This is a genomic window from Limnoglobus roseus (assembly GCF_008254045.1).
GTDB classification, from domain to species: Bacteria; Planctomycetota; Planctomycetia; order Gemmatales; family Gemmataceae; genus Limnoglobus; species Limnoglobus roseus.
The window spans coordinates 3,559,240-3,585,744 of sequence record NZ_CP042425.1 but is presented as its reverse complement, the minus strand read 5'-3'; the positions used below and the strand labels follow the sequence as shown (position 1 = coordinate 3,585,744).

Here is a 26,505-nt window from a genome sequence, read left to right as displayed (position 1 = left end):
GCCGAACCTGCACATGGAAATCTCCGCCACGGACTTGAGCCGCATCCGCGAGCTGTACACGCAGGGGCGATACCGACAGGCGCTCCACGCGGCCGAGGCCTTCGGCCCACTCGCCACCTGGACGAACACCCCGGCCCGCCTGTTGGCGGGCCGCCTCGCGATGCAACTCGGCGCGCCGCGGTTGGGCCGCAAGCTCCACGCCGCCGCCTTCCGCAGCAGCCCGTCGAACCTCGAAGCCGTCTACTACCACGCCCGCTACCGGTTCGAGCGGTTCGGCCCGCTCGCGAGCTGGAAGTTCGTCAAGCAGCAGACCGACTGGGCCGACGCCTCGCCGGACCTGCGGGCCGACTGGCTGGCGTTCAACGCCTTCGTCATGGCCCGGCTCCACGACTTCGACCGGGCCGAACGGTTCTTGTTCCAGGCCGAAGCCCTCGCGCCGCACCGGGCGTGGATTCAGGTCGAACGGGCCGCCGTGCTCGAAGCCGCCGACCGCCCCGAGGAGGCGATGGCCGCCGCCCGCCAGGCGTTGGAGTTCCAGCCGTGGTTCCGCCCGGCGGTGCAGGCCGTCGCGCACCTGTTCCAGAAGGGGGGCAAGGAAACCGAGGCGGCCGCCTTCCTCGAAGACGCGACGCACCACCTGGAAAGCGGCATTGTCTCCGCCCACCTCGCGGCTTTGCAGATCGAACTGAACCGGCCCGCCGACGCGAAGGTGAGCCTGGACCGCTACGCCGACCTGTCGCCACTGTTGGAGAAGGAAGGCCACCGCTGGCTCGCCGCCCGCCGGGCCGACGTGTCCTACGCGCTCGGCGACCTCGACGCGGCGAAGCGGTGGGCCGAGGTGCTAACGGACGACTTCTACAAGCACTTCACCGGGAACCTGACGCGGGCGTTGCAACAGTCGCCACCGCCGACCGGCTCGCAGAAGAAGCTGCTCGCGGTGGACGCCCCGGCGACCGGGACGCCGACGGTCTACGACCTGCTCTCGACGTTCTGGACACGGCCGTTCCCGAACCCGACGCCCGAGTGCGTGCCACAGCCGGACGGCTTGCCGGACGCGAGCGAGCGAGCCCGGGGCGAGGCGGCCGGTTGGGTCTGCCGCGAGTTCACGCTGACGGGTGACGTCGCCGGGGAACTGATCGCCGCCGGCCTGCCGTTCCTCGTCTCGCTCGTGGAAGTCGGCGTCAGTCAGCCGCGGCTCGTCGTCGGCCACGACCCGATTCGCGAGAGTCTACTCCTGCGGGACGGCCACGACAATCAGCCGGTGGAAGCGCCGCTGCCGGTGGTGTTGAAGCGGTACCGCTCGACCGGGCCACACTGCCTCGTCGCCGTACCGAAGGCGGAGGAACACCGCCTGACGGCGTTCGCGGACCTGCCCGACGCCGAGGCTTACGACCGCCTGTTCGCGATTCATCAACTCTTCACCCACGGTAAGCAGACCGACGCAAAGGCGAGGCACGACGCCTTCGTCGCGGAGTACGTCGGCCACCGCTTGTCGAAAGTGGCGGCCCTCGCGTGGGCACGGCTGACCGTCCACCCGGTACTGCTGCTCGACGCGGCCAACGCACTGTTGCGCGACTACCCCGACGACCCGACGTACACGCTGACGAAAGTCTCCGCCCTGCGGGAACTCGGCCGCACGCGGGAGCGCCTCGCGGTGCTGGAAGCCGTGGCCACGAAGCCCGACGCCGAGCCGCTGCTGGTGCAGTCCTACGCGCAGATGTTGCTCGCCGACCACCGCTTCCAGGACAAAGCCGAGCGGCTGTTACGGCAATCGGTCCGCGTGCGGCCACAGGCGGCGGCGGGCTACTTCCTGCTCGCGTCGCAGTTGTGGGAGCGGCAGGGGTTCGCGGAGGCGGCCGACCTGTACCGCTTCGCGTGCTGTCTCGACGAGCGCGAGGAGCAGTTCGCCGACGCCTACTTCCGCGTCGCGAAGGCACGGGAGCAAGCCCCCGAGGCGCTGCGACTTTTCCAGCGGCGGGCGACGAAGACAGACACCCCCTTCCCGCCCGCGGTGCGGTCGCTGTTCAACGCGCTGCTGGAGCGGAACGAACCCGAACAGGCGTTCGCGGCGATCGACAAGGCGATCGGCAAACTCCGCGAGCCGACCGGCGAAGTGGAGTTGCACCTCGCGCGGCCCGAACGACCGAAGTCTGCCCGGCCGCACACCGAGAGTGCCCTCTCGGAACTGCTGTTGTTCCGGGCGGAGGCCCACGCCCGCTTCGGGCACTTCGCGAAGGCGGACGCCGACCTGGAGGCCGCGAAGCCGCTCACGTCGCCGGCCACGTGGCACCGCACCGTCGCCCGCGTGGCGAAGTGCAAGCCCGAGCCGTCGGCCGTCCTCGACCACCTGAAACTCGCCATCGACGCCGACCCGAACTGGCACGAGGGGCACCGCCACGTCGTCGGCGTGCTCGTCGAGGCCCACGGCATCGTGGCCGCCCGCGCGCTCGTCAGCACGCTGGCGACCCGCTTCCCCCACACCTACCCGGTCCAACGCCTGCGGGCCGAATTGCTCTCGCCGACGACGGAAGACTCCGCGATCCTCGCCGTGCGGAACGTCATGGACCTCTGCCCGCACGACGCCTGGGCGCGGCGGCAACTCGCCCTCGTTCTCGCCGACCGCAAGCGCGATTCGGAAGCCCTCGAACAGATTCACGCCGCCGGCGCGGCCGAACCCGACCACCCCTCGCACTTCGCCGTCCTCGGCCACGTCCACCGCCGGGCGGAGCGGACCGACGACGCCCTGGACACCTACCGCGAGGCGATCCGGCGGGACGTGGACCACGAACTGGCCATCGGCGAACTCGTACGGCTGGCCCGCAGTCGGAAGGACCGCAAAGAGAACCTGCGGTTCATCGCCGAGCAACTGCACGCGCAACCGCACGGCGGCGACGGCCTGGTGGCGTACCGCGATCAGGTGCTCACGCTGGCGTCCGAGGAGGACGACAATGACGACCTGCTCGAAGAGTTGCGCGAGGAATTGGAAGCGATCCTCGACGCCCGCCCCGACTTGTGGCAGGCGTGGTCGCTGATGATTCAGCAACTCGGCCTGATGCAGCGGCTCGACGAGGCCGCCGCCGTGGCCGACGACGCCGTGGAACGCTTCCCGCTGCAAGCCCAACTGTGGGCCGACCTCGCCCGCGTGTGCGGGGCGAAGGAGCAGCCGGAAGACCGCGTCGAGGCCCTCCGAATGGCCGTCGCGGTCGCCCCCGACTGGCCGCCGGCCGCGCAGGAGTTGGCCGACGCCCTCGCCGACGCGGACGAGGAAGACGAGGCGGTGAAGGTGCTGGAACAGGCCGCGTCCCGCAACGCGCACGACGCCAGCAACCAGGCCGCGCTCGCCGACCGCCTGTGGAACGCCGGGCAATCCGAGGAGGCGTTGGAAAAGGCCAAGCTCGCCGTGCGGTTGGACCCCGGCTTCGACGCCGCGTGGCGGATGGTCATGCACTGGTCCGACCGCCTCGACCGGCCGACGGAGGTGATCGACCTCGCCCGCGAACTGACCGCCGCCCGCCCCGGCGACGCCCGCGGTTGGCTGAAACTTTCGCGGCTCCTCCACGACCCGGAGCAGAACGTCGAAGCCCTCGCGGCCCTGGAAACGGTGATCCAACTCGACCCGCGGAACATTGAGGCGCACGACCAGAAGGCCGAACGGCTCGCGGACCTGGGCCGGTACGACGAGGCCATCGAAGCCGCCCGCCCGGCCGAACTGGCCGGCGAGGAGACGCCGTTCGTGCTGCAAGGCCGGGCCGCGTGGGTGGAGGCGAAGCGGGGCAACTACACGAAGGCCATCGTGCCGATGAAGAACTTGGTGAAGATCGAGCCGGAGTACTTCTGGGGCTGGCAGCAGTTGGCCGAGTGGTACAACGAGACCGATCAAGCCGATGAATACTTGAGCGCCTCGGCGGAACTGGTCCGCCTGAAGCCCGACCACCCGATGCCGCTGACGATGCGCGGCGAGGCGAAGTTGAAGACCGGCGACCGGGCCGGCGGCAAGGCCGACCTCCGCGACGCGCTGCGGCTCGCCCCGCAGTACGCCCCGGCCGCGGCCATTCTCTTCGACGCCTGCCTCGCCGATCAGGAAATCCGCGACGCGCGCATCGCCCTGGCCGTGCTGCAAGAGCACGCGGGCGGGTCGGAAGTACTGGTGAAGCAGGTTCAACTGGCCTGTCGTACGGACGACGCCGAGGCCGCCCTGCGGACGCTCGCCGACCTCGCCGGCACGCCCAGCGAAGGCCCGCCGGTCGCGATGCAACTGGCCGTGTCCGAGATCGAGAAGGCTGGCTGGGAGGAGCGGGCGGCGAAGGTGCTGCACGAGGCGTTCACCAACGACGAGCCGTTCACCCCGTGGGCACCACTCTTCTGGCTCGACACGACGGCCGGCGAGGAGGCGAGCTTTGACGACCGCCTCGCGGCCGTGGACGCGGCAATCGCCGCGCACCCGACGTTCGCTGCCGCCTACGACCGCAAGGCGGAACTGCTCGCCGCCGTCGGCCGGTTCGACGAGGCCGCCGCCGCCTGCCACGCCCCCGCGGCCGGCGACCCGCCGGCGCTGACCCTCCGCGGCCGGGCCGCGTGGCTGGAGGCGAAACGCGGCCAACGGGCGAAGGCCATCACGTTGATGAAGCAAGTCGTCGCCGACGACCCGGAGTACCTCTGGGGCTGGCGGAACCTCGCCCAGTGGTACGACGCCGAGGGCCGGCAGAAGGAGTGTCTGGACGCGGCCGAGCAGATGGTCAAGTTGTCGCCGGACGACCCGGTCGCCCACGGTTATCGCGGCGAAGCCCGCCGGGCACTCGGCGACCGCGCCGGGGCGAAGGCCGACTTCGCGAAGGCGTTCGACCTCGACCCCGCTTTCGGCGCGGCCGGCCTGCACCTGATCGCGGAGCAACTCCTCGCCGGCGAAATCGAGGCGGCCGCCCGCACGCTGGCCCGCGTACAGGAACACGCCGACGGCCCGGTGTTGAAGTTGCGGGCCGCGCAGGTGGCCGCGAAGCAGAAGAACCTCGGGGCCGCCCGCGAACGGCTGCGGGCCGTGGCGACCGATGCCGACACGCCGACGGGTTTGCTGCGGGAGGCGGCCCAGGCACTCGACAACCAAGGATGGGTGGCCGAAGTCGACGACGAACTCGGCGCGATCGTGGCCGGGGCCGAGACGACGCCCGCCGCCGCTGCCGTCTGGACCGAGCGGCTGATCGTCCACGAGAAGGGCTGGCACGTGCTGGACGCGCTGCCCGGCATCTTCGAGAAGAACCCGAACGCCGCCCGCGAGGCGACGCTGGCTTACGCGGTCGCGATGGCGGGCCACGGCCACCCGGACAAGACGGCCACGACGATCCACCGCTTCGCCGACCACCTGCGAACCGACCCGCAGTCGTGGGGCCGGGCCGGGGCGGCACTGGCCGAGGCCAAGCTGTTCGCGCTCGCGGCCTCGTGGCTGGGCGACTGGAAGCAGCGTGACGGCGTGGACGCCGGCATGTTGCAAGCCCTCGCGGACTCGCTGCGTGCCCAGGACCGCGACGCCGAGGCGACGGACGTGGCCAAGGCCGCCGCCCAGATGCCCGGCCCGCCCGCGGTGCTGGCCGACTTCCGCGGCTGGCTCGCTCTGGAAGCGGCCGTCGCTGGCCACGCCGAGGAAGCCGGCACGCTCCTGAGTTCGATCGACCGCGTCGGCCTACCCGACCGCGTGCGGTTGGTGGTAGCGGTCGCGGAAGCCCTGGTGATGGTGCAGCGGGCCGGCCCGGAGGCGAAGCCGGCCGCGTTCAGCGACGCGAAGGAGCACCTCCACGCCGCCGCCGGCGCGTGTGCGGCCGCCGACGTACCGCCGGGCCTGGCCCGCTGGTTCAAGGTCGCCACGAAGCGCCTCGCCGCCGACACCGGCGGCTTCGCCGCGAAGCTGTGGGCGTGGTGGCAGCAGTCCCGGCCGTGGGTGAAGTGAGGACGGCAGATGGCACGGTTCCTCTTGTGGAATGTGCAGCGGAAGCCGCTTGCCAATTATGTGCTGGGGTTGGTCCAACAACACGCCCTTGATGCTGTGCTACTGGTGGAAGCCCCCACCGATGACGGCTCAGTGTTTGAAATCTTGTCGCAGCACGGTTTCACCAAGGCGACTTCAGCATCACGATTCGGCGTATATCATCGAAATACACTTCGTTTCGCACCGCTTTCACCGATCGTTCTCAGTGATCGAGCGTCCTTCTGGCATGTCTTCGGTTCTACTTCCGAAGGGCTGCTCGGCCTCATACACGGCCTCGACCGTCGGAATCATTCTGACGGTTCACGAATGCATCAACTCCGAACCTTCGCAGCGAATATACAGTTCTTCGAGTCTTCAAAGAGCATCGGCCATCGTCGAACGGTGTTGGCAGGCGACTTCAACGCCAATCCATTTGAACCGGCTATGGTCAGCGTCAACGGCCTTCACGCGATCGGGACACGTTCGATACGCGGTGAGACAGCCCGAACATTTTCGGCTCAAACGCACGACTATTTTTACAATCCGATGTGGCGACTTTTCGGATACGGTATCGATTCTGCCTCGGCGACACACTACCACAACGGGTATACTGACACTGAACACCTCTGGCACATGCTGGATCAAGTCGTCCTGCGGCCCGAGGCAATGGAGCAATTTGTCGAACCGGAACTGCGTATTCTTACCGGGACCATGGACTTATCCTTTACCGACGCGCACCAGTGCCCGAACGCGAGGACGGCGTCAGACCGCTTCCCGGTCGTCTTTAGATGGAACCTGTAGCGAGGAACAATATGACGACCGCGAGTTTGTGGCCCGCACTTCCGGCAGTCAAGCCGCGCAGCATGCGTCAAATGTTGCTCGAAGCCGGCGTCGGCATCCGCGATCTAACGAATGGTCTAATTCATTTCCAGGTTGCTACAAGTGCGCAGAAAGTAGACAAGCAGCTGAAATTTTTCCACTACTGCACCATCAGTGTGCCATTAGCCGCTCTCAGTTTTCCCCTCTTCCAAGTCAGGACAGAGGCTGCTCCGTTTCCAGCAGAGGTCACATGGGATGGGGGAACTCAAAGGGCGGAGAATGAAGACCACCTTCGCCAATTATTGGCGGGGATCTTCCAATCCGAGCAGTCCAAGACCTTGGTCTATAACCTCATCGCCAATTTCAGCGAGTAAGTCCGCTCTGATTACGGTCAGATACATCCTGGCCGCCATTCGGTTGTTTTCACCCCATTTCCCGGCTATCGTGTCTTCTTCTCCTTCGTGTCGCTCGTCTCACCCCGCTGGATACCTTCCATGTTCCGTTCCCTCGCGCTCGTCGTGGCGATGCTCACGCCGACGATGCTCTTTGCCGACCCGCTGCCGACCGACCCGAAGCTCCAGAAGGAGTACGTCGTCGCGAACTACACCAAGTACGAGTACCGCGTCCCGATGCGCGACGGCGTGAAGCTGTTCACGGCGGTGTATGTGCCGAAGGACGATGCGAAGAAGTACCCGATGCTCATGAACCGCACGCCGTACAGCGTCGCGCCCTACGGCGTCGAGAACTACCGCAACTCGCTCGGGCCGTCGTTCGCCTATGCGGCTGACAAGTTCATCTTCGTCTACCAAGACGTTCGCGGGTGCTGGATGTCCGAGGGCACGTTCGTGAACATGCGGCCGATCAAGCACGAAAGCTCAAAGGACACCGACGAGTCCACCGACACCTACGACACCGTCGAATGGCTGGTCAAGAACGTGCCGAACAACAACGGTAACGTCGGGCAGACGGGCATCTCGTACCCCGGCCACTACACCGCGGCTGGCATGATCGACGCCCACCCGGCGATGAAGGCGTGTTCGCCGCAGGCCCCGGTGACGGACTGGTTCGTCGGCGACGACTTCCACCACAACGGCTGCCTGTTCCTGCCACATGGGTTCAACTTCCTGGCCGGGTTCGGCAAGCCTCGGCCGGAGCCGGTTCGCACGCCGGCCGACCGCGGCCGCTTCGACCACGGCACGCCGGACGGGTACGAGTTCTTCCTGAACCTCGGCCCGCTGGCGAACGCGGACAAGAAGTATTTCAAGGGGCAGGTCGCGTTCTGGAACGAGATGATGGAACACGGCACCTACGACGAGTTTTGGAAGGCGAAGAACATTCGCCAACACTTGAAGAACGTCAAGCCGGCCGTGATGACCGTTGGCGGGTGGTTCGACGCGGAGAACCTGTTCGGGGCGCTGGAGTGCTACAAGAACACCGAAAAGGGCAGCCCGGAGAACAAGAACAACACGCTCGTGATGGGGCCGTGGGATCACGGCGGCTGGAACCGCGGCGACGGGTCGAGTTTGGGAAATGCGAGGTTCGGCAGCAAGACGGCCGAGTTCTACCGCGAGAAGATCGAGTTGCCGTTCTTCAAGAAGCACCTGAAGGGCGAGGGCGAGTTCGCCGCGCCGGAAGCGTGGGTGTTCGAGAGCGGCACGAACGTCTGGCGGAAGTACGATGCGTGGCCGCCGAAGGAGTCGAAGGAGATGAAGTACTACTTCCAGGAAGGGAGTTCGTTGCTCCCGTTGGATCATCGACCTGGGATGCTACTAGGTGGAGTCCTCAGCAACCAGGACGAGTTCGTCTCCGACCCCGCGAAGCCGGTGCCATTCATCGAGCGGACCTCGACGCGGATGGACTACGAGTACATGACGGCCGACCAGCGGTTTGCGTCGCGGCGGCCGGACGTGCTCGTGTACCAGACGCCGGAACTTACCGAAGACCTCACGCTGGCCGGGCCGATCGACGTGGAGTTGCACGTCAGCACCACCGGCACCGACGCCGACTGGATCGTGAAAGTCGTGGACGTGTTCCCGGCGGACTACCCGGACGCCGACCCGAACCCAGCCGGCGTGAAGATGGGCGGCTACCAGATGCTCATCCGCGGTGAGCCGTTCCGCGGCAAGTTCCGTAACAGCTTCTCGAAGCCGGAGGCGTTCGAGCCGGGCAAGCCGACGACGATCAAGTTCACGATGCCGGACATCTGCCACACGTTCCGGCCGGGGCACAAGCTGATGGTGCAAGTGCAGAGTACATGGTTCCCGCTGTTGGACCGCAACCCGCAGACGTTCTGCGACATCTACCACGCGACCGAGAAGGACTTCGTGAAGGCCACGCACACGGTCTATCGCTCTCCGAGTCAGGTGAGCGGCATCACGGTGCGCTTGGTGAAGTGATCGCTCACAGCACCCGCGGCGAGCGGGTCGGCGGGACGTAACCGCGCCAGGTGCTAGGGCGGTCGGGCTTCGGGGCGGGCCGTTGCACGAGGTTCGCGGCTTCGTGCAGCGGTTGGGCAACGTACCGCTCGCCGACCTTGCGGACGATCGCCAGTCGCTCCAACCGCGAGAGTGCGTCGCGCGGTTGCAGTTCGATCCGTGCGTTAATCCGCCGCGTCAGGTCGCCGACGATCGCCGCTTCGAGTTCGCCGACCGTCCAGCCGGTCGGCCCGGCGAACCGCCAGAGGAAGTAGTACACGAGCAGCGTCTGCCGCACTTCCTGCTCGGCGGCGTCGTCGAAGAGGCGGTGCAGCACCCCGGCGTTCATGTCCAGGCTTTGATAGTAGAGGCTCTGGGCTAGCTGCAAGAGGTACGTCTTTCGCGAGACGCGGAAGCTGTAGACCGTCTTGTACCCGTACCCGAGCAACAGCGCGATCGGCGAGAAAAGCGCGAAGATGCTGCCGGAGAGCAACCCGCCGAGGCTGACCGTGGTGACGAGTTTGTAGGCGGCGTAGAAGAACGACGACGTGACGCTGAACCCGAGTTTGCCGCGCTCGAACTTCGGCATCCGCAGCCGCGTGCCGGGCAAGAGCATCTCGATGTCCATCTGCGGGATGTCCTTGAACAACTTCAGGTAGACGTTGTCAGTGTCGGCGTCGCGGCCGAGCCGCTTGTGGGCCTTCTGCCGTAAGATGACGACCACGCGGGTGAACGTCGGCACCTGCACGTCCTGCGCGCGGAAGAACCGCCACCACGGCCGGCGGACCCGCCAGCCGGTACCCGCCCCGCGGTAGAAGACCTCGACGCGGTCGAACACGTCCCAGCACACCTCCATCTCGATGCCCCAGTGCGACGCCCCTTGCATCGTCGTCTCGATCTCCCCCCGCGTCATCTGGTGGAAGCCGGCCCGCTGCAACAGGGTCGTGAACGTGGTGAAGAGTTGCTCCAGGGCCGACAGTTTTTCCTCCTCGGTGGCGGACCGCAGGCGGAGGGTGTCGCGGTCGGGATCGAACGGGGCGTAAGCGTTGGTGAGGTGGCCGAGGAGGTTGTGGAAGCCGTTGCGGATGCGCTCGGTCATCGCCTCGGCGAACTGCTGAAAAGCGATTTGCTGGTCGGCCGCGAGGGGGGCGTGTTCCGGCGTGCCGGCTTCTTGCCCGAGTAGTTGGATGAGGTCCGTCACGCGGAGCGGGATGTACGGCTCGCTCGGGGACGTCGGCGGTGGCGTGTCGTCGGGCATAAGGAACCTGACGGGAATACGAAACGGCACGCGGGTGACGCGAACCTCCGCGTGCCGTTTTATGGTATTCGTTCCGCCCGCCCCGTTATTCGTCGTCGTCGCCGCCGAGTTCGTCGGCCAGGCGGTCGAGCGTGCCCTGGACTTCGCTCATCCGCTCCGGCCGATTGTTCGCCTTGAAACTCAGGCACTTGTGGATCAGGTCGGCCAAATCCTTCGGCACGCCTCGGTTGATCTCGTTCACCGGCACGAAATGGTCCTTGTACTGCCGCTCGGTCATCTCGACCCCCTCAACGCCGGGGATGATCTCGGGCGGCAGTTTCAGCGTCACCAGGCGGTACATCGTCGCGCCGAAGTTGTAGATGTCGGTCCGCTCGTTGACCATCTTCCGCTGCACCGTCTCCGGGGCCATGTACTCCGGAGTGCCCTGAACGCGGTCCTTCGGCTCGCTCTTGATCCACGAGAGGCCGTAGTCGATGATCTTCACGACGCCCTTCTTGCCCATCAGGATGTTGCCCGGCTTCAGGTCGGCGTGCAGGACGCCCTGCTTGTGCATGTGAACGAGGCCGGCCGCAACCTGTTCGAACACCCGCAACATCTTCGAAATCTTGAGCAACTTCACCTGATCGAGCGTGTTGCCGTCCACGTACTCGACGAGCAACTTCGCCTTCTTCACCCGGCGGAGCCAGTCGGTTTCCATCTCCAGGGCGCAAACTTTAATCAGGTTGGGGTGGTGGAGCATCTGGCCGACGCGGAACTCGTGCTTGGCTTGTTCCAGGAACTTCTTGTCGTCCTCGGTCTCGATCGGGACCAGTTTCAGGGCGAACTCTCGCGCGTCCGCCTCACGACGCACGTGGAGAATGGTACTGTGAGCCCCCGTGCCCAGGGTCTTGAGAATCTTCACCTTCCCGATTTTCTCATCGGTCATCGCTGGGTTCTTTCGCTTCGAAGGGGACAGGATCGAACGTTCGTGCATCATACTTTTCCTGTGAGCCCACGGCAAAAGGATTCGCGGAGGCGGTAACAACGCGATGAGAATAATTTCGATGGGGCGTGATGCCGTCTCGAATCAACTCTCGCCCGTCGGTACGACTCCGTATCTCTAGGATCGAATGACCACGCGAAACATTTGCGGGAATCGTTGGTGAAGCGGTCGCCGTCGGGCGGGTGCCCGCCTGTTTTTGGTTGCCCTGTCCCCACGGGGCGGGTACAGTGCGGCGATCTCTCCCGGAGCCGCCCGACATGCGCACGACCCACTCCCGCCGGACCTTCCTGGGGGCATCGGCCGCGGCGACCCTCGCCCCGTTCGCCCTCGGTGCCGACGCAAAACTCGACCTCGCGTTTTTCATCGTCGGCGACACCCACTACCTGGCCGACAAGCAGAACCCCAAGCAACTCGACGCGACCTCGGCCGGCACGAACGCCCGCCTTGTGGACACGCTGAACAAACTGCCCGGCACCGCCATCCCCGCCGCCGCGGGCGGCGGCACGGTCGCGATACCGAAGGGCGTGATCCACGACGGCGACCTGATCGACAGCGGCGACAAGACCGGCGGTTCGTTCCCGCAGATGCACGAAACCGAGTGGCAGGGCTTCCAAGCCGACTTCGGGCTGACCGGCAAGGACGGCCGACTCAAGTTCCCGGTGTACGAGGTCCACGGCAACCACGACAGCCCGCCCGGCGACGGCCTCATCGTCAAGAAGATCGCCGAGCGCAACAAGACCCGGCCCGGCGTGACGGGGCGTTCATCGAACGGCCTGCACTACTCCTGGGATTGGGAGTCGGTCCACTTCGTGAACCTCGGCATCGTCGTCGGGGCCGTGAAGAGCGTGACGCGGAAGCGGAAGTACAACCCCCTCGACAGCCTCGAATTCCTCGCCGCCGACCTCGCCGCTTCCGTGGGCAAGAGCGGCCGTCCGGTGATCCTGACACACCACGTTGACGTACTGCGGTACGCCACCAACCCTGACAAGCCGACCGCCAACCCGGAGTGGGACCCGGCCGACGTGCGGGCGTACTACGACGCGATCAAGGACTACAACGTCGTCGCAATCTTCTACGGCCACACCCACGCCCGCAACATCTACCAGTGGGACGGGTCGAACAAGAAAGCCGAGAAGGGCGTGTCGGTGTTCAACGTGGACAACTCCGGCCACTACAGTTTCAAGCAGCAGGCGGGGTACTACGTTCACCTCAGCGGCGACACGATGACCGTCCGCGAGTTCGCGACCGCCGACCGCTGGGAGACGTTCGACTGGACGGCGGAGAAGTGGGAGCGGAAGATTCCAGCAACGAAAGGCTGAGGCGAATCTGGCGGAGATTGCATTCGCAACGGCGAGCGTCGCGGCGTAAGCGCGACGTGCCTTCCACCCGGGGAAGGCACGTCGCGCTTACGCCGCGACGCTCGCCGTTGATTTCGGAGGAACATTCCTACGGACGGAAGGTGGTTGGCCTCGGCTCGGCCGGCCTACGTGAACGCCTCCATCGGCGGGCAGGTGCAGATCAGATTGCGGTCGCCGCCGACGTTGTCGATCCGCTTGACGTGCGGCCAGAACTTCGCCTCGCGGACGTACGGCAGCGGGTAAACGGCCACCTCTCGCGAGTACGGGTGCGACCACTCACCAATCGCTTCGGCCGCCGTGTGCGGGGCGTTCTTCAGCGGGTTGTCGGCCTTCGGCCACTCGCCACTCCGCACCTTCTGAATCTCGCCGTGAATCGCGATCATCGCGTCGCAGAAGCGGTCGAGTTCGGCCTTCGATTCCGATTCCGTCGGTTCGATCATCAGCGTGTCCACGACCGGGAACGACAGCGTCGGGGCGTGGAAGCCGTAGTCCATCAGCCGCTTCGCCACATCCTCGGCCGTCACGCCCACTTCGCCCTTCAGGTTCCGCAGGTCGAGAATGCACTCGTGGGCTACGCGGCCGTTGTCGCCGGCGTAGAGGGTGGGGAAGTACGGCTTCAGTCGGGTCGCGACATAGTTGGCGTTCAGGATGGCGATTTCGGTCGCCTTCGTCAGCCCACTTCCGCCCATCATGCGGACGTACATCCACGAGATGGTCGTGATGAGCGCGGAGCCGAACGGGGCGGCGCTCACCGCGGTTTCGGCGGTCGTGTCGAACGGGTCGGCGGGTAGGAACGGGGCGAGGTGCTTCGCCACCACGATCGGCCCCATGCCCGGCCCGCCGCCGCCGTGCGGGATGCAGAACGTCTTGTGCAGGTTCATGTGGCACACGTCCGCCCCGATGAACCCCGGCGATGTGAGGCCGACCTGCGCGTTCAGGTTCGCCCCGTCCATGTACACCTGTCCGCCGGCCGCGTGGACGGCGTCGCAAATCTCGCGAACGCGAGCCTCGAAGACGCCGTGCGTGGACGGGTACGTCAGCATCAGGCACGACACCTTCGGCCCGTGCTCGGCAAGCTTCGCCTTCAGGCTGTCGAGATCGACGTTGCCCTTCGCGTCGCACGCCACCGGCACAATGCGCAGGCCCATCATCTGGGCCGACGCCGGGTTCGTGCCGTGGGCCGAGATCGGGATCAGGCACACGTCGCGGCTCGATTCCCCGCGGGACTCGTGGTAGAGGCGGATGGCCATCAGGCCGGCGTACTCGCCCTGTGCCCCGGAGTTCGGCTCGAAGGAGACTTTCGCGAAGCCGCAGATGGCCGCGAGCCAGTCGCCGAGTTCGTCGAGCATCTTGCGGTAGCCGGCGGTTTGCGACGACGGGGCGAACGGGTGGATGCTCGCGAACTCCGGCCACGTCACCGGGGCCATCTCGCTGGCCGCGTTCAGCTTCATCGTGCACGATCCAAGCGGGATCATGGAATGCACGAGCGAGATGTCGCGGTTCTCCAGCCGCTTGACGTAGCGGACGAACTCCGTCTCCGTGTGGTAGCGGTTGAAGACCGGGTGTTGAAGGATCGGCGACGTGCGGGCGAACGGCACGGCGGCCGGTTGCTTCTTCAGAAGCTCGGCCGGTTCGGGCTGCGGGTAGCGGCCGGTCAGCACTTCGGCGAGGTCGATCACGTCCTGCACGCGAACGGTCTCGTCGAGCGTCACGCCCACGCGGCCGTCGCCGAAGTAGCGGAGGTTAATCGACTCCGACTCGGCCCGCTTGCGGACGGCCATCAAGTCTTTCGGCGTGAACACGAGCGTGTCGAAGAACGCAGCGTGCTTCGCCGGCAGCACCGGCTTCACCAGATCCGCCAGCAGTTGCGTGAGGGCGTGGACCCGCGACGCGATTCGCTTCAGGCCGTCGGGGCCGTGGTAGACGGCGTAGAAGCTCGCCATGTTGGCCAGCAACGCTTGGGCGGTGCAGATGTTGCTCGTCGCCTTGTCGCGGCGGATGTGCTGCTCGCGCGTTTGCAGCGACATGCGGTAGGCGAGGTGGCCGGCCGCGTCCTTCGACACGCCGATGATGCGGCCGGGCAGGTTGCGGACGAGTTCCTGCTTGCACGCGATAAAGGCCGCGTGCGGGCCGCCGAAGCCGAGCGGCACGCCGAACCGCTGCGAGTTGCCGACGGCGATGTCGGCCCCCATCTCGCCCGGCGGCGTGAGGAGCACGCACGCCAGCGGGTCGGTGCCGACGCAGACCTTGCCGCCGGCCGCGTGGACCTTCGCGATGACCGGCGTCAGGTCGCGGAACTCGCCGTCGGTCGCTGGGTTTTGCAGGTGCGCCCCGAACACGCTGGCCGCGTCGAGTTTCTCCCACTCACCGACGACGACTTCAATGCCCATCCAGTGCGCCCGCGTGCGGATGACGGCGATCACCTGCGGGTGCGTGCCGGCGTCCACGAAGTAGCGGTTGGTCGAACCCGACACCGCCCGGCGAATCACGGTCATCGCCTCGGCCGCAGCCGTCGCTTCGTCCAACAGCGAGGCGTTCGCGGTCGGCAGGCCAGTCAGGTCGATGACGACCTGCTGGAAGTTCAACAAGGCTTCGAGCCGGCCCTGTGCCACTTCGGCCTGGTAAGGCGTGTACGCGGTGTACCAGCCGGGGTTCTCTAGCACGTTCCGCTTGATCGGCTCCGGCGTGAGGGTGCCGGCGTACCCGGTGCCAAGGTACGTCCGCCACACCTTGTTGTGGCCCGCGTGCGCTTTCAACTCCGCGAGGGCGTCGGCCTCTGTCGCCGGGGCGGGCAATTTCGGTGCGTGCGGCAAGCGGATCGCGGCCGGCACCGTTTGCGCCACCAATTCTTCTCGCGATTTGACCCCCAACGCCGCCAGCATCGCGGCTTCATCCGCGGGGGAAACGCCGAGGTGGCGGGCGTGGAACTCGTCAGGACCGAACAGCGTGTCGAGTGTCGCGGACAATGCCGACTCCTGGGTACGAACGCAAAACCCCGGCTCCTGCCGGGGGTGGGTGACGGTGAGAGGTTGTTGCCATCATTCTAGGGACGGAGTAAAGTCTTGGAGTGGCCGCCCGCCCTCTCCGGCGAATTGCACGTCGCGTCCCCGTTGTCCCATTTCATCCGTCCAACTTGGAGCGATCATGTTCCGCATCATGGTGTTTGTGTTGGCGACCGCGTGCGGCCTCGCGGCCGGGTGCAAGCCGAAGCCCGAACCACAACCGGAACCCCAGAAGCAACCGGAGGACAATCCGAAGCCACAACCCGACGCGCCAACGCCGCCAGCGCCCGACGCCGCGAAGGAAACGGCGAAGAAGCGGCTGAAGGAGGTCGCCGCGGGCTGGCTCAACTTCACCGACGGGATGGGCCCAAACTTCCCCACGAACACGGCCCCAAAGACCGGCGTCGGCCTGAGTTGGCGGGTGGTGATCCTGCCGTACATCGGCCAAGACGCGATCTACAAGAAGTTCAAACTCGACGAGCCGTGGGACAGTGAGGCGAACAAGGCTCTGATCGACCAGATGCCGGAAGTGTACGCCTCGCCGGGCAAGGCCGCGGAGAAGGGGAAGACGTACCTGCGGTCGTTTGTCGGCCCGCACGCCGCCCTGCCAGACAAGCCGCTGAAGGTGATGGGGGGAGTTCCCAGGGGGCGGATGTTCATCTTCCCGGACGGGACGTCGAACACAATCACCGTCGCCGAAGCGACCGAGCCGGTCATCTGGACGAAGGCAGACGATCTGCCGTTTGACGGCGGCCCCGAGAAGCCGACCGCGGCGGTGCCAAAACTCGGCGGGCCGTTCGACGGCGGGTTCCACGCGGCGGCAGCCGACGGGGTCGTTCACTGGTTCGAGAAGTCAACACCAGAGGCCAAAATCCGGGCGGCCATCACCATCGACGGTAACGAGATGGTCCCCCTTCCCCCTGTACCGCCGACACCACCGGCCAGCAAACCGTCCAGCAAACCACGCCCACCCGCGTCCAAGAGGTGAGCGGCTCTTACGGGCCGGTAGCAGGGCGTTGATCCCGCCACGAACTGGCGACGTGATGCCAGAACGGGCCTTGCAGGGCGAGGCTGAGCGCTAGCGACGGGAACAAGAAGCGGTTCCCGTGAACGCTGGCGTTCCACTCGTCGTAGCGGCTGAACAGAAGCACGTTGACGACCAAACTCGCGGCCATCGCCCCGGCCACCCGTCGAACACGGCCGGGGTGCCGCCAAGCCCACCACAGGCCGAGCGGCCACCCGAGCCAGATCGCGGACTTTGTCACAAGGCCAAGGTCGCGGTCGAAGAGCAGGTTCCCAAGACCTTCCAGAACGGGCTGATGGAACCGGGAATAGTGTTCGCTCGTTACCAACTCGCCGGACGGCGTGAATTGGCCTTCGCAATCGTACCCCGTCCGCAGTGGCGAGCCGTACAGATTCGAGTGCAGGACCAGCATCGGCAACAGGCCCAACACGGCCCACACGCCGACGCGCACACTGGCCGACCGGCCCTCCGCGAGAACTACCCACGCAAGCGGCAGGAGGATTACCGCGAGGTAGACCTTCGCCCACACAGCAGCCGCGCACAACACGCCACACCAGGACCAGCGCCGCTCGTTCGCACAGACGAAGGCCCAGACCACGAGCGCCGTGCCGAAGACGTCCGGCGAGAAGTTGTAGGAGTACGCGAGCAACGGCGAGAGCAACAGCCCGACGAGGGCGTCGACCCTCGCTGAAGATGTTCCGCCGCCGAGGCGGCTGATGCCGTACACCAGCGCGAGCATTTGCAGCAGCCCGAACGCGAGGAAGCCCCAGATGCCGAACAGGACGTAGGCCGGCACCGCGACAATCGGCATCAGGGTCGAGTGCTTCGGGACGATGCCGCCCGTCGGCGAGACGGCGAAAAACCGATCGTGGTCCTTCAGCGTCTGGCCGGACACTTCCAGTTGGTTCCGCATCTCGAAGTCGCCGTCGCGGACAAGGGACACCGTCGTCGCGGCGTAGTACGGGCAGTCGCCCGGCAGGAACGTGTACGGGTTCGCGGCCGTGAGGGCCGTGGCGAGGCTGAGGCCGACCAGCACGACCGATGCGATCAGCAAGAAGCAATTCCGACTCAGTGTCATCGGGCGTCTCGGCGAAGGACCTCCGTGAGACTTTAGGACGTCCGCCAGGGATGCGGGAACGGATTCGACTTTAATCCCTGCCGCGGCCGGTTCATCGCTACCGTCCTTCTCCATACACTCTCTTCGACCCGTCGCCACTCCCGGGGGCTTCCGATGACTCGCCTCGTGCCAGCCCTGTTCGCGTTCCTGTTTCTCACGGCCGTCGGTCATGCCGCGGAACGGCCGAACATCTTGCTGATCCTCGCCGACGACCTCGGTTACTCGGACATCGGCTGCTACGGCAGCGAGATTGCCACTCCGAATATCGACAACTTGGCCAAGAGCGGCGTGCGGTTCCGGCAGTTCTACAACTCCACGCGATGCTGCCCCAGCCGGGCGAGTTTGCTCACCGGGTTGTACCCGCACCAGGCCGGCGTCGGCGACATGAACAACCAGACGCAGCAACCCGGCTACCGCGGCTTCCCGCAGCCGAACACCGTCACCGTCGCCGAGGTGCTGAAGTCGGCCGGCTACCACACGTCGATGGTCGGCAAGTGGCACCTGAGTGCCGGGCCGAAGACGCCCCGGCCGACCGACCGCGGGTTCGAAGAGTTCTACGGCATGATCGGCGGGTTCAACTCGTTCTTCCAGGAAGACCCGTTCTACACCCGCCTGCCGGCCGGCCGGCCGAAGCGGGCGTACGCGAAGGACCAGTTCTACAGCAGCGACGCCTTCGGCGATTACTCGCTCGACTTCCTCGCGGAAGCCCGCAAGGCGAAGAAGCCGTTCTTCCAGTACCTCGCGTTCAACGCCCCGCACTTCCCACTGCACGCGAAGCCGGAGGACATTGCGAAGTACGCCGACAAGTACGCCGGCGGGTGGGACAAGCTCCGCGAAACGCGGCACGCGAAGCAGATCGAACTCGGACTGTTCCCAAAGGGCACGCCCCTGAGCCCGCTGAGCGAGTACAAGGCGCGGGCGGGCATCGACCGCCAGGGGGTGAACCCGGCGTGGGACTCGCTTCCGACGGAACGCCGGGCCGATCTCGCCCGGCGGATGGCGGTTTTCGCAGGCATGGTCGATTGCATGGACCGCAACATCGGCCGCGTGGTCGAAGACCTGAAGGCGCACGGCGAACTCGACAACACGCTGATCCTGTTTCTGAGCGACAACGGGGCGTGTGCCGAGTGGGATCCGTTCGGTTTCGACGAGAGCAGCGGCCCGAAGAACACCCTGCACACCGGCGACCAGCTCGCCGCGATGGGCAGCGCGAAGATGTACCACAGCTACGGCAGCGCGTGGGCGAACGCCGGTAATACGCCGTTCCGCCTGTACAAGCACTACTGCCAGGAGGGCGGCATCCGCACGCCGTTCATCGCCCACTGGCCGAGTGGCATCGCAGCGAAGGGCGAATTCCGCGACCAGCCGGGGCACATCATCGACGTGATGGCCACGTTCGTCGCACTCGCGGGGGCGAAGTATCCGACCGAGTTCAACGACCATGCGATCACGCCGATGGAAGGAACGAGCCTCGTGCCGGCCTTCGCGAACAAGCCGATCGAGCGCGAGATGCTGGCCTGGGAACACGAAAAGAACCGGGCCATCCGCGTCGGCAACTGGAAGCTCGTGGCGAAGGCCGGGGCCGCGTGGGAACTGTACGACATCGACGCCGACCCGGTGGAACTGAAAGACCTCGCCGCCGCGATGCCCGGCCGGGTGAAGGAACTGTCCGCGAAGTGGGACGTGTGGGCGAAGCGGTGTCATGTACTCCCGCGGCCAGGGGAGAAGTAATCGATCTTCCTCCCTCTCCCCCGGCTTTGAGGGGGAGAGGGCCGGGGTGAGGGGAAGACTTTCCTGCGGATGAGACGAGTTTTCCGTGGGATGTAGGCTCGCCCCTCACCCTAACCCTCTCCCCCTCAAAGCTGGGGGAGAGGGGACCAGACCTCGCTGCACGCTCGAAGGTTTTACCAATGCGCATCCTCCTCGCTCTCCTCTGTTTCTCAACCGGCGTGGCCGCCGCCGAGAAGCCGAATGTCGTCGTCTTCCTCGCCGACGACCTCAGTCGGGCCGACTGCTCGCCGTTCGGCGGCACCGAGGTTCCGACACCGAACATGGCCCGACTCGCGAAGGACGGCAAGACGTTCACCAACGCCTTCGTCGCATCGCCGAGTTGTGCCCCCAGCAGGGCCGCGCTGCTCACCGGCCTCGACCCGATGCGGAACGGTTCGATGCTGAACCACAGTCGCCCGCAAGCGACCCTGAAAAAGTGGCCGGCCTACTTCAAAGACCTCGGCTATCAGACCGTCGCCATCGGCAAGGTGGCCCACTACGCCCAGGTGACGGAGTACGGGTTCGACCAGGCTCGGCACTACACCTATCACGACGACGTGTGCGTGGCCGAGGCCGTGAAGTGGCTGGGCGAGCGGAAGTCGACGAAGCCGCTGTGCCTGCTCGTCGGCACGAACTGGCCGCACGTGCCCTGGCCGAAGGAGGCGACCGTCACGGCGAACGGCGTACCGCCGACGCTGGTGGACACGAAGCAGACCCGCGACGCCCGTGGTAAATACCTGACCGCCGTGGCTAACTGCGACCGCGACTTGGGCCTGGTGTACGACACGGCGAAGAAGCACCTCGGCGACAACACGTTGTTCCTATTCACCAGCGACCACGGCTCGCAGTTCCCGTTCGGCAAGTGGAACTGTTACGACGCCGGCGTCCGCACGCCGATGCTCGCCGTCTGGCCGGGCAAGATCGCGGCCGGTTCCACGACAAACGCGATGGTGAGTTGGATCGACCTGCTCCCCACGCTGCTGACCGCCGCCGGTGGCACGGCTCCGGAAGGCATCAGCGGGCAATCCTTCCTCGACGTTCTCGTCGGCAGGAAGGACCAGCACCGCGACAAGGTCTTCCTCACTCACAGCGGCGACGGCAAAATGAACCAGTACCCGATCCGGGCCGTCCGCACCGCCGACTGGAAGTACATCCGCAACCTCGACCCAACGGGTGAACACCACACGCACGTGGACAAGGGCAACGAGGGGGCCGACGGCCGCAACTACTTCGACTCGTGGGCGGAGAAGGCCAAGACCGACCCGGCGGCCGCGGCGGTCGTGAAACGTTACCACACGCGGCCGGCCGAGGAACTGTACGACGTGTCGGCCGACCCGTGGGAGTTGAAGAACCTCGCCGCCGACCCGGCCCACGCGAAACAGTTGGCGTCGCTGCGGGCCGGCCTGGACGCCTGGATGAAGGCCAACGGCGACGAGGGGTTGAAGACCGAGAAGGCCCTGCCCGATCCCCGCCCGAACGCGAAGAAGGACTGAACCGATGCGCACGCTCCTCAGCCTTTTGATGGTATTTCTCGCGATCGGTGGAGTGACTGCCGCCGATCGGCCGCACGTCGTCGTCGTGCTGGTGGACGACTTCGGCTACGGCGACCCGGGGTACTCCGGCAACACGATGGTGAAGACGCCGAACATGGACCGCCTCGCGGCCGAGGGCGTGCGGTTCACCCAGGGCTACGTCATGGCCCCGATCTGCTCGCCGTCGCGGTGCGCGATCATCACGGGGCAGTACCCGGCCCGCTGGAAGATCACGAGCTACCTGCAAACGAAGATCGGCAACGCGGCGTGCGGGATGGCCGACTTCCTTGATCCGAAGGCCCCGTCGCTCCCGCGAGTGCTGAAGGACGCCGGGTACGCCACCGCCCACGTCGGCAAGTGGCACCTCGGCGGTGGCCGCGACGTGACCGATGCGCCGAAGTTCGCGGCCTACGGCTACGACCTCGGCCTCGGCACCTACGAAAGCCCCGAACCGGCCGCGGCCCTCGGCTTGAAGACAACCCCGTGGGGGCCGCAGGACAAGCTCGAACCGCAGCAGATTCCCCGGCACGAGCGGTCGCGGTGGATGGTCGATCAGACATTCGACTTCCTGAAGAAGAACGCCGGGAAGCCGTGCTTCGTCAACCTCTGGCTCGACGACACGCACACGCCGTACGTGCCGTCGGACGCCCAGAAGGATGCCGTGAAGAAGGCCGGCGACGAGGAGGCCCGCACGAACTACAAGGCCGTCCTCGCGGCCCTCGACGTGCAGATCGGCCGGCTGCTCGACGGCCTGAAGGGCACGAACACGTTGGTGCTGTTCCTCGGCGATAACGGGGCGTCGCCACCGTTCCCGCGCATCCGCAACGGCGGCCTCCGCGGGCAGAAATTGAGCCTGTACGAAGGCGGCATCCGCGTGCCGTTCGCCGCGTGGTGGCCGGGCCACACGAAAGCGGGTGTGGTGAACGACAAGACCGTCGTGGCCGCGATGGACTTCCTGCCGACGCTGGCGAACGTCTGCGGGGCGAAGCTGCCGGAAGGCTACACGGCCGACGGCGAGGACGTGACGGCCGCGGTTCTGGGCGAGACGCCGACGCGGGCGAAGCCGCTGTTCTGGGAGTACGGCCGCAACACCACGTCGTTCGCCTACCCGCAGGACGCCAAGCACCGCAGTCCGAACGTAGCCGTCCGCGACGGCAACTGGAAACTGCTCGTCAACGCCGACGGCACCGGGGGCGAACTGTACGACGTCGTCACCGACGCGAAGGAGACGAAGAACGTCATCGCCGACCAACCCGCCGTGGCGAAGCGACTGACCGAAGCGGCCGTGGCGTGGCGGAAGTCCGTGCCGTGAACGATCGGCAGGTTCAACCCCGCCTTGCTTCGCCGATTCTCATCTGTTATTCCGCCGCGACTCCCACGGGATCACGGCTTGCGATGGCGACTCCTGATTCTGGTCCCCGTTTGCGCCGCCGGGTGTACCCGCACGCACTACCGCACCGCCGCCGACCGGGAGACGTACCCGATCATCGGCGAGCGCATCGTCCAACCCGCCTACGCCATCGGCCGCACGCAACTCGAAGCGGCTCCGATGTCCCGTCTTGCGGATCCCACCAACCCAGACCGCCCGCCGAAGCCGCCCGACGACCCGGCGGCCGCGATCTTCATGCAGCACCCGTATAAGTTCCGCGGGTACGGCAAGTGGGAGAAGGACGGCGTTCTGGCAGAGATTGAGCCGCCGGGCTGGGAAGAGAACCTGGGGCGTGCCCCGAACGGCGTGCTGAAACTGACGCAGGACCGCGCGACGGAGTTGGCACTCGAAAACAGCCGCGAGTACCAGACGCGGCTGGAGAACGTCTACGTCCAGGCGCTCGCACTCACGCTGAACCGCTTCGACTTCGACCTGCAATTCTTCGCCCGCCGGGCCACGAACTTTACGCACATCGGCGGGGGTAGTCTGACGCCGGAGTCGAACACGCTCCTTCAGAGTGCCGACACCGGCTTCTCGCGGAACCTCGCGGCCGGCGGTCAACTGCTCACCGATTTCGCCAACAGCTTCGTCTGGGAGTTCAACGGCCAGACGCACACGGCCGCCGGATCGATCGGCGTGAGCTTGATCCAACCCCTCCTCCGCGGCTTCGGCCGGAACGTGCGGCTCGAAACGCTGACGCAGGGCGAGCGGGACACCCTGTACGCGGTCCGCGACTTCGCCCGCTTCCGCAAGCTCTTTTGGGCGTCGGTCAACGTGGACAGCGGCGGCTACCTGCAAATCCTCCGGCAGATTCAGGGCGTGCGGAACGCCGCCGCTAACCTGAAGAGTCAGGAGGAGAACTACGCCCTCTACCGCATTCTCTTCCAGGGCGGCCGCACGCAGGTGGCCAACGTCGATCAGGTCTACCAGGCGTTGCTCAGTGCCCGCCGCGACCTCATCTCGGCCGAAATCGGCCTGCAGAACGCGCTCGACCAGTACAAGCTCCTCCTCGGCCTGCCGCCGCGGTTGCTGATCGAACTCGACGACACGCCGTTGAACCGCTTCCAGTTAGTGGACCCCGACGTGGACAAACTGCGCACGGAGATCGACGTCTTCGAGCGGAAGCGGAAGTCCGAACTCGACGCCGCCCCACCGCTGACCGTCCTGCAAGATTCGCTGGACACGCTCCGCGGCTTCACGGCGAGGGCCGATCAGGCCGTGTCGGCGTCCGACGAGGCGCTCAAGCTGCTCGCCGACGACCTCAAGCGGACCGTCACCGGCGACGACGTGGAACAGCAAGACCGGGCGCGGGCGGCTTACGAGGAACAGAAGGCGAAGCCGGCCGAACTCCGCGCGCGGGTGCGGGCGTTGCAGACCGACCTGCGTCAAATTCAGGCCATGCTGACCGAAACGAACCGCGAGGCGGGCTGGAAGTCCGTCGTCGCTTCAGCCCGCGAGGCGGCGGGCATCGTCGATGCGGCCATCGCCGCCGAATCGGTCGCCCGCATCTACACGATCCGCCTCCCGGAGACGGACTTCACCGAAGAGGCCCTCCTGCCCTACGCGAAGGAGAACCGGCTCGACCTGCAAAACACCCTGGGGCAAGTGACCGACTCGTGGCGGAAGGTGTCGGTCGCGGCCAACGCGCTGAAGTCCGACCTGACGGTCCGCCTAGACGGCAACCTGAACACCGAACCGGGTGGCAAGAACCCGCTCGCGTTCGGGGCCGAGGGCAGCCGACTCGCCGCCGGCGTGCAGTTCGACGGCCCGCTCAACCGGCAGTTCGAGCGTAACGTCTACCGGCAGAGCCTCATCACCTACCAGCGTGCCCGCCGAAGTTACATGGCCCTATCGGACAGCGTCGAACTCGACGTGCGGACCGGCCTGCGGGAACTGAAGCGGCAGCGGATCAACTTCGAGATCGCCCGGCAGCAACTCCTCGTCGCGGTGCGGCAACTCGCCATCGAACGTCGACTGCTCACCGCCCCGGTGCAGGGTGGGGCACGGGGCGACGACGGGGCGGCCACGCTCCGCATTCTGAACGCGCAGCAGTCGCTCCTCGCGGCCCGCAACGGGCTGGCCGACGGTTTCTTCAATTACGAGCAGCAACGCATTCAGCTTCTGATAAACTCGGAGATGATGCGACTCGACGCGCGAGGATTCCCCGACGATGCAACCGCCCGACCCGCTGCCGCCGCAAGCAAGCCCGCTCCCCATCGTGACGCCACTCCCGACCCTGCCGCCGCGCCAGCCGCCGGCCCGTAAGGGCACGTTCCGCACCTGGGGCCGCCGCTTCGTCACCGTCGGCGTCGTGGCCACCGTCGGCTACCTCGGCTGGAAGTACGGCCTGTCGCGGTTCACCGGCTCGCGGTCGATCGACCGCCCCCTTACGGCCGTCGTGCAGCGCGGCGAGTTGAAGATCACGATCACCGACCGCGGCGAACTCGAAAGCATCGACGCCGTGCAGGTGACGTGCGACCTCGAAGGCGGCGGCAAACTCGTGTCCATCATCGAGGAAGGGAAGCACGTCAAGAAGGGGCAGGAGGTCGCGAAGCTCGACACCGACACGCTCTTGAAGATGCTGAACGAGCAGGACGTGAAATGGCAGACGGCCGAGGGGAAGGTGAAGTCCGGCCGCAGCGACTTGGCCCAGGCGAAGAACAAGGCCGAGAGCGAGATCGCCAAGGCCGATCTGGCGCTGACGCTCGCGAAGATCGACCTGGAGAGCTACGACGACCCGCAGGGCGAGTTCAAGCGGGACGTGGACAAGCTCAAGGGCACGCTGGAACTCAACAAGAAGCAACTCAAGGAGGCCGAGGACGACATCGCCTTCACGAAGGGGCTGGTGAAGGACGGCTACGCCCAGTTGGAACAGATTCGCGCGAAGGAACTGACGGTGCAGCAGCGGAAGTTCGAAGTGACGAGTGCCGAGGCCGACCTGACCCTCTTGGAGAAGTTCACCCGAAAGAAGAAGATCACCGAGTTGAAGGCGAAGGCCGACGAAGCGGAGCGCGAACTGAAGCGAACGAAAGAAACGCAGCAGTCGCTCATCGAGAAGGCCGAGGGCGAACTCAAATCGGCCGAGAGCACGGCGGAGATCGAGAAGAAGCAACTCACGCGGCTGCAACAGCAGATCGAGCGGTGCACGATTCACGCCCCGTCCGACGGTATCGTGGTCTACTCGAACTCTCGCTACTGGGACGAGTCGGCCCGCATCCGGCCGGGGGCGCAGTTGTACTACCGGCAGGAGATCTTCAGCCTGCCCGACCTGTCGCGGATGCGGGTGAAGATGAAGATTCACGAGTCGGTCATCAAGAAGGTGAAAGTCGGCATGCCGGCGACGTTCCAAGTCGAAGCCCTGACGAACCACACGCTGAACGGCAAGGTGCTGAAGATCGCGACCATCGCCCAGGCCGACGGCTGGCGCGGCGCGGGCGTGAAGCAGTACGAGACGACTCTGAGCCTCGACGACATCCCGTCCGACGCCGGCCTGAAACCGGGCATGACGGCGGACGTGAAAATCCTGATCGGCGTGCTGCCCGACGCGGTCAGTGTGCCCGTCGGCGGGGTGACCGAATACGAGAGCCAGAAGGTCGTTTACGCTGTCACGCCGACCGGCATCACCCGCCGCGACGTGACCGTCGGCGAGAGCAACGAGCAATACGTGCAAGTGACGGCCGGCATCGAACCGGGTGAGGAAGTGGCGCTCGACGCGAGAACGCGGGCCGCTGCCGATCTGAAGGCGACGAAACCGGAGGAGAAGAAGTAGATGTTTCTCGTCCCGAACCAAAGGCTCGGGACGAGAAGAGAAGCTTTACGGTGTTTGGCTCACCATTCAGACCAT

General features: G+C 66.2%; 15 protein-coding genes. 11 read left to right on the top strand and 4 right to left on the bottom strand.

The features are described 5' to 3' along the window. Positions 1-13: 13 nt before the first annotated feature. The 4 genes from PX52LOC_RS15070 to PX52LOC_RS15055 all read left to right on the top strand — a co-directional run bounded on the left by PX52LOC_RS15070 (position 14) and on the right by PX52LOC_RS15055 (position 9,171). Entirely contained in the window at positions 14-5,938 is a 5,925-nt protein-coding gene (locus tag PX52LOC_RS15070; protein ID WP_149110889.1) for a tetratricopeptide repeat protein, read from the top strand. A gap of 9 nt (positions 5,939-5,947) precedes the next feature. Continuing rightward, positions 5,948-6,757: an endonuclease/exonuclease/phosphatase family protein gene (locus tag PX52LOC_RS15065; protein WP_149110888.1), complete on the top strand. Its 810-nt coding sequence runs from the start codon at positions 5,948-5,950 to the stop codon at positions 6,755-6,757. Positions 6,758-6,768: 11 nt separating this feature from the next. Continuing rightward, positions 6,769-7,149 carry a hypothetical protein gene (locus PX52LOC_RS15060; RefSeq protein ID WP_149110887.1) on the top strand — a complete coding sequence of 127 codons (381 nt, stop codon included), beginning with the start codon at positions 6,769-6,771 and terminating at the stop codon, positions 7,147-7,149. A gap of 120 nt (positions 7,150-7,269) precedes the next feature. After that, entirely contained in the window at positions 7,270-9,171 is a 1,902-nt protein-coding gene (locus PX52LOC_RS15055; protein ID WP_149110886.1) for a CocE/NonD family hydrolase, read from the top strand. 4 nt (positions 9,172-9,175) lie between these two features. Here the strand turns inward: PX52LOC_RS15055 and PX52LOC_RS15050 are convergent, their stop codons facing one another. Together PX52LOC_RS15050 and PX52LOC_RS15045 are read right to left on the bottom strand one after the other, a co-directional pair. Further along, complete coding sequence (locus PX52LOC_RS15050) at positions 9,176-10,447, bottom strand: DUF3754 domain-containing protein (protein WP_149110885.1); 1,272 nt, start codon at positions 10,445-10,447, stop codon at positions 9,176-9,178. Between the two features lie 85 nt (positions 10,448-10,532). Further along, positions 10,533-11,372, bottom strand: a complete 840-nt coding sequence (locus PX52LOC_RS15045) for a serine/threonine protein kinase (protein WP_149110884.1) — start codon at positions 11,370-11,372, stop codon at positions 10,533-10,535. A 314-nt stretch (positions 11,373-11,686) separates the two neighbouring features. Between PX52LOC_RS15045 and PX52LOC_RS15040 the strand changes: the two genes are divergently transcribed. Next, a complete protein-coding gene (locus PX52LOC_RS15040; protein WP_149110883.1) occupies positions 11,687-12,748 on the top strand; it encodes a metallophosphoesterase in 1,062 nt (353 codons plus the stop codon). A 164-nt stretch (positions 12,749-12,912) separates the two neighbouring features. On the opposite strand, the gene gcvP is transcribed toward PX52LOC_RS15040, so the two are convergent. Beyond that, positions 12,913-15,753, bottom strand: coding sequence for an aminomethyl-transferring glycine dehydrogenase (gene gcvP / locus PX52LOC_RS15035; protein ID WP_149110882.1), 2,841 nt, complete (start codon positions 15,751-15,753; stop codon positions 12,913-12,915). A gap of 178 nt (positions 15,754-15,931) precedes the next feature. On the opposite strand from gcvP, the gene PX52LOC_RS15030 reads away from it, so the two are divergent. Continuing rightward, positions 15,932-16,777: a DUF1559 family PulG-like putative transporter gene (locus PX52LOC_RS15030; protein ID WP_149110881.1), complete on the top strand. Its 846-nt coding sequence runs from the start codon at positions 15,932-15,934 to the stop codon at positions 16,775-16,777. Positions 16,778-16,784: 7 nt separating this feature from the next. Here the strand turns inward: PX52LOC_RS15030 and PX52LOC_RS15025 are convergent, their stop codons facing one another. Further along, on the bottom strand, positions 16,785-17,891 hold the full coding sequence (locus tag PX52LOC_RS15025; RefSeq protein ID WP_149110880.1) for a hypothetical protein: 1,107 nt from the start codon (positions 17,889-17,891) through the stop codon (positions 16,785-16,787). Between the two features lie 153 nt (positions 17,892-18,044). Between PX52LOC_RS15025 and PX52LOC_RS15020 the strand changes: the two genes are divergently transcribed. The 5 genes from PX52LOC_RS15020 (at position 18,045) to PX52LOC_RS15000 (ending at position 26,430) form a co-directional block, all read left to right on the top strand. Beyond that, entirely contained in the window at positions 18,045-19,661 is a 1,617-nt protein-coding gene (locus PX52LOC_RS15020; protein WP_149110879.1) for an arylsulfatase, read from the top strand. A gap of 179 nt (positions 19,662-19,840) precedes the next feature. Further along, positions 19,841-21,193 carry a sulfatase family protein gene (locus tag PX52LOC_RS15015; RefSeq protein ID WP_149110878.1) on the top strand — a complete coding sequence of 451 codons (1,353 nt, stop codon included), beginning with the start codon at positions 19,841-19,843 and terminating at the stop codon, positions 21,191-21,193. Positions 21,194-21,197: 4 nt separating this feature from the next. Beyond that, on the top strand, positions 21,198-22,544 hold the full coding sequence (locus PX52LOC_RS15010; RefSeq protein WP_149110877.1) for a sulfatase family protein: 1,347 nt from the start codon (positions 21,198-21,200) through the stop codon (positions 22,542-22,544). 78 nt (positions 22,545-22,622) lie between these two features. Beyond that, positions 22,623-24,926, top strand: a complete 2,304-nt coding sequence (locus tag PX52LOC_RS15005; RefSeq protein ID WP_149110876.1) for a TolC family protein — start codon at positions 22,623-22,625, stop codon at positions 24,924-24,926. Next, on the top strand, positions 24,832-26,430 hold the full coding sequence (locus PX52LOC_RS15000; protein ID WP_149110875.1) for an efflux RND transporter periplasmic adaptor subunit: 1,599 nt from the start codon (positions 24,832-24,834) through the stop codon (positions 26,428-26,430). The genes PX52LOC_RS15005 and PX52LOC_RS15000 overlap by 95 nt, the downstream gene beginning before the upstream one ends. The last annotated feature ends 75 nt before the right edge of the window (positions 26,431-26,505 follow it).

Bases quoted from the DNA above. Each gene is read 5' to 3' on its own strand.
- PX52LOC_RS15070 (WP_149110889.1), top strand. From the start codon at position 14: ATGGAAATCTCCGCCACGGACTTGAGCCGCATCCGCGAGCTGTACACG.
- PX52LOC_RS15065 (WP_149110888.1), top strand. From the start codon at position 5,948: ATGGCACGGTTCCTCTTGTGGAATGTGCAGCGGAAGCCGCTTGCCAAT.
- PX52LOC_RS15060 (WP_149110887.1), top strand. From the start codon at position 6,769: ATGACGACCGCGAGTTTGTGGCCCGCACTTCCGGCAGTCAAGCCGCGC.
- PX52LOC_RS15055 (WP_149110886.1), top strand. From the start codon at position 7,270: ATGTTCCGTTCCCTCGCGCTCGTCGTGGCGATGCTCACGCCGACGATG.
- PX52LOC_RS15050 (WP_149110885.1), bottom strand. From the start codon at position 10,447: ATGCCCGACGACACGCCACCGCCGACGTCCCCGAGCGAGCCGTACATC.
- PX52LOC_RS15045 (WP_149110884.1), bottom strand. From the start codon at position 11,372: ATGACCGATGAGAAAATCGGGAAGGTGAAGATTCTCAAGACCCTGGGC.
- PX52LOC_RS15040 (WP_149110883.1), top strand. From the start codon at position 11,687: ATGCGCACGACCCACTCCCGCCGGACCTTCCTGGGGGCATCGGCCGCG.
- PX52LOC_RS15030 (WP_149110881.1), top strand. From the start codon at position 15,932: ATGTTCCGCATCATGGTGTTTGTGTTGGCGACCGCGTGCGGCCTCGCG.
- PX52LOC_RS15025 (WP_149110880.1), bottom strand. From the start codon at position 17,891: ATGACACTGAGTCGGAATTGCTTCTTGCTGATCGCATCGGTCGTGCTG.
- PX52LOC_RS15020 (WP_149110879.1), top strand. From the start codon at position 18,045: ATGACTCGCCTCGTGCCAGCCCTGTTCGCGTTCCTGTTTCTCACGGCC.
- PX52LOC_RS15015 (WP_149110878.1), top strand. From the start codon at position 19,841: ATGCGCATCCTCCTCGCTCTCCTCTGTTTCTCAACCGGCGTGGCCGCC.
- PX52LOC_RS15010 (WP_149110877.1), top strand. From the start codon at position 21,198: ATGCGCACGCTCCTCAGCCTTTTGATGGTATTTCTCGCGATCGGTGGA.
- PX52LOC_RS15000 (WP_149110875.1), top strand. From the start codon at position 24,832: ATGCAACCGCCCGACCCGCTGCCGCCGCAAGCAAGCCCGCTCCCCATC.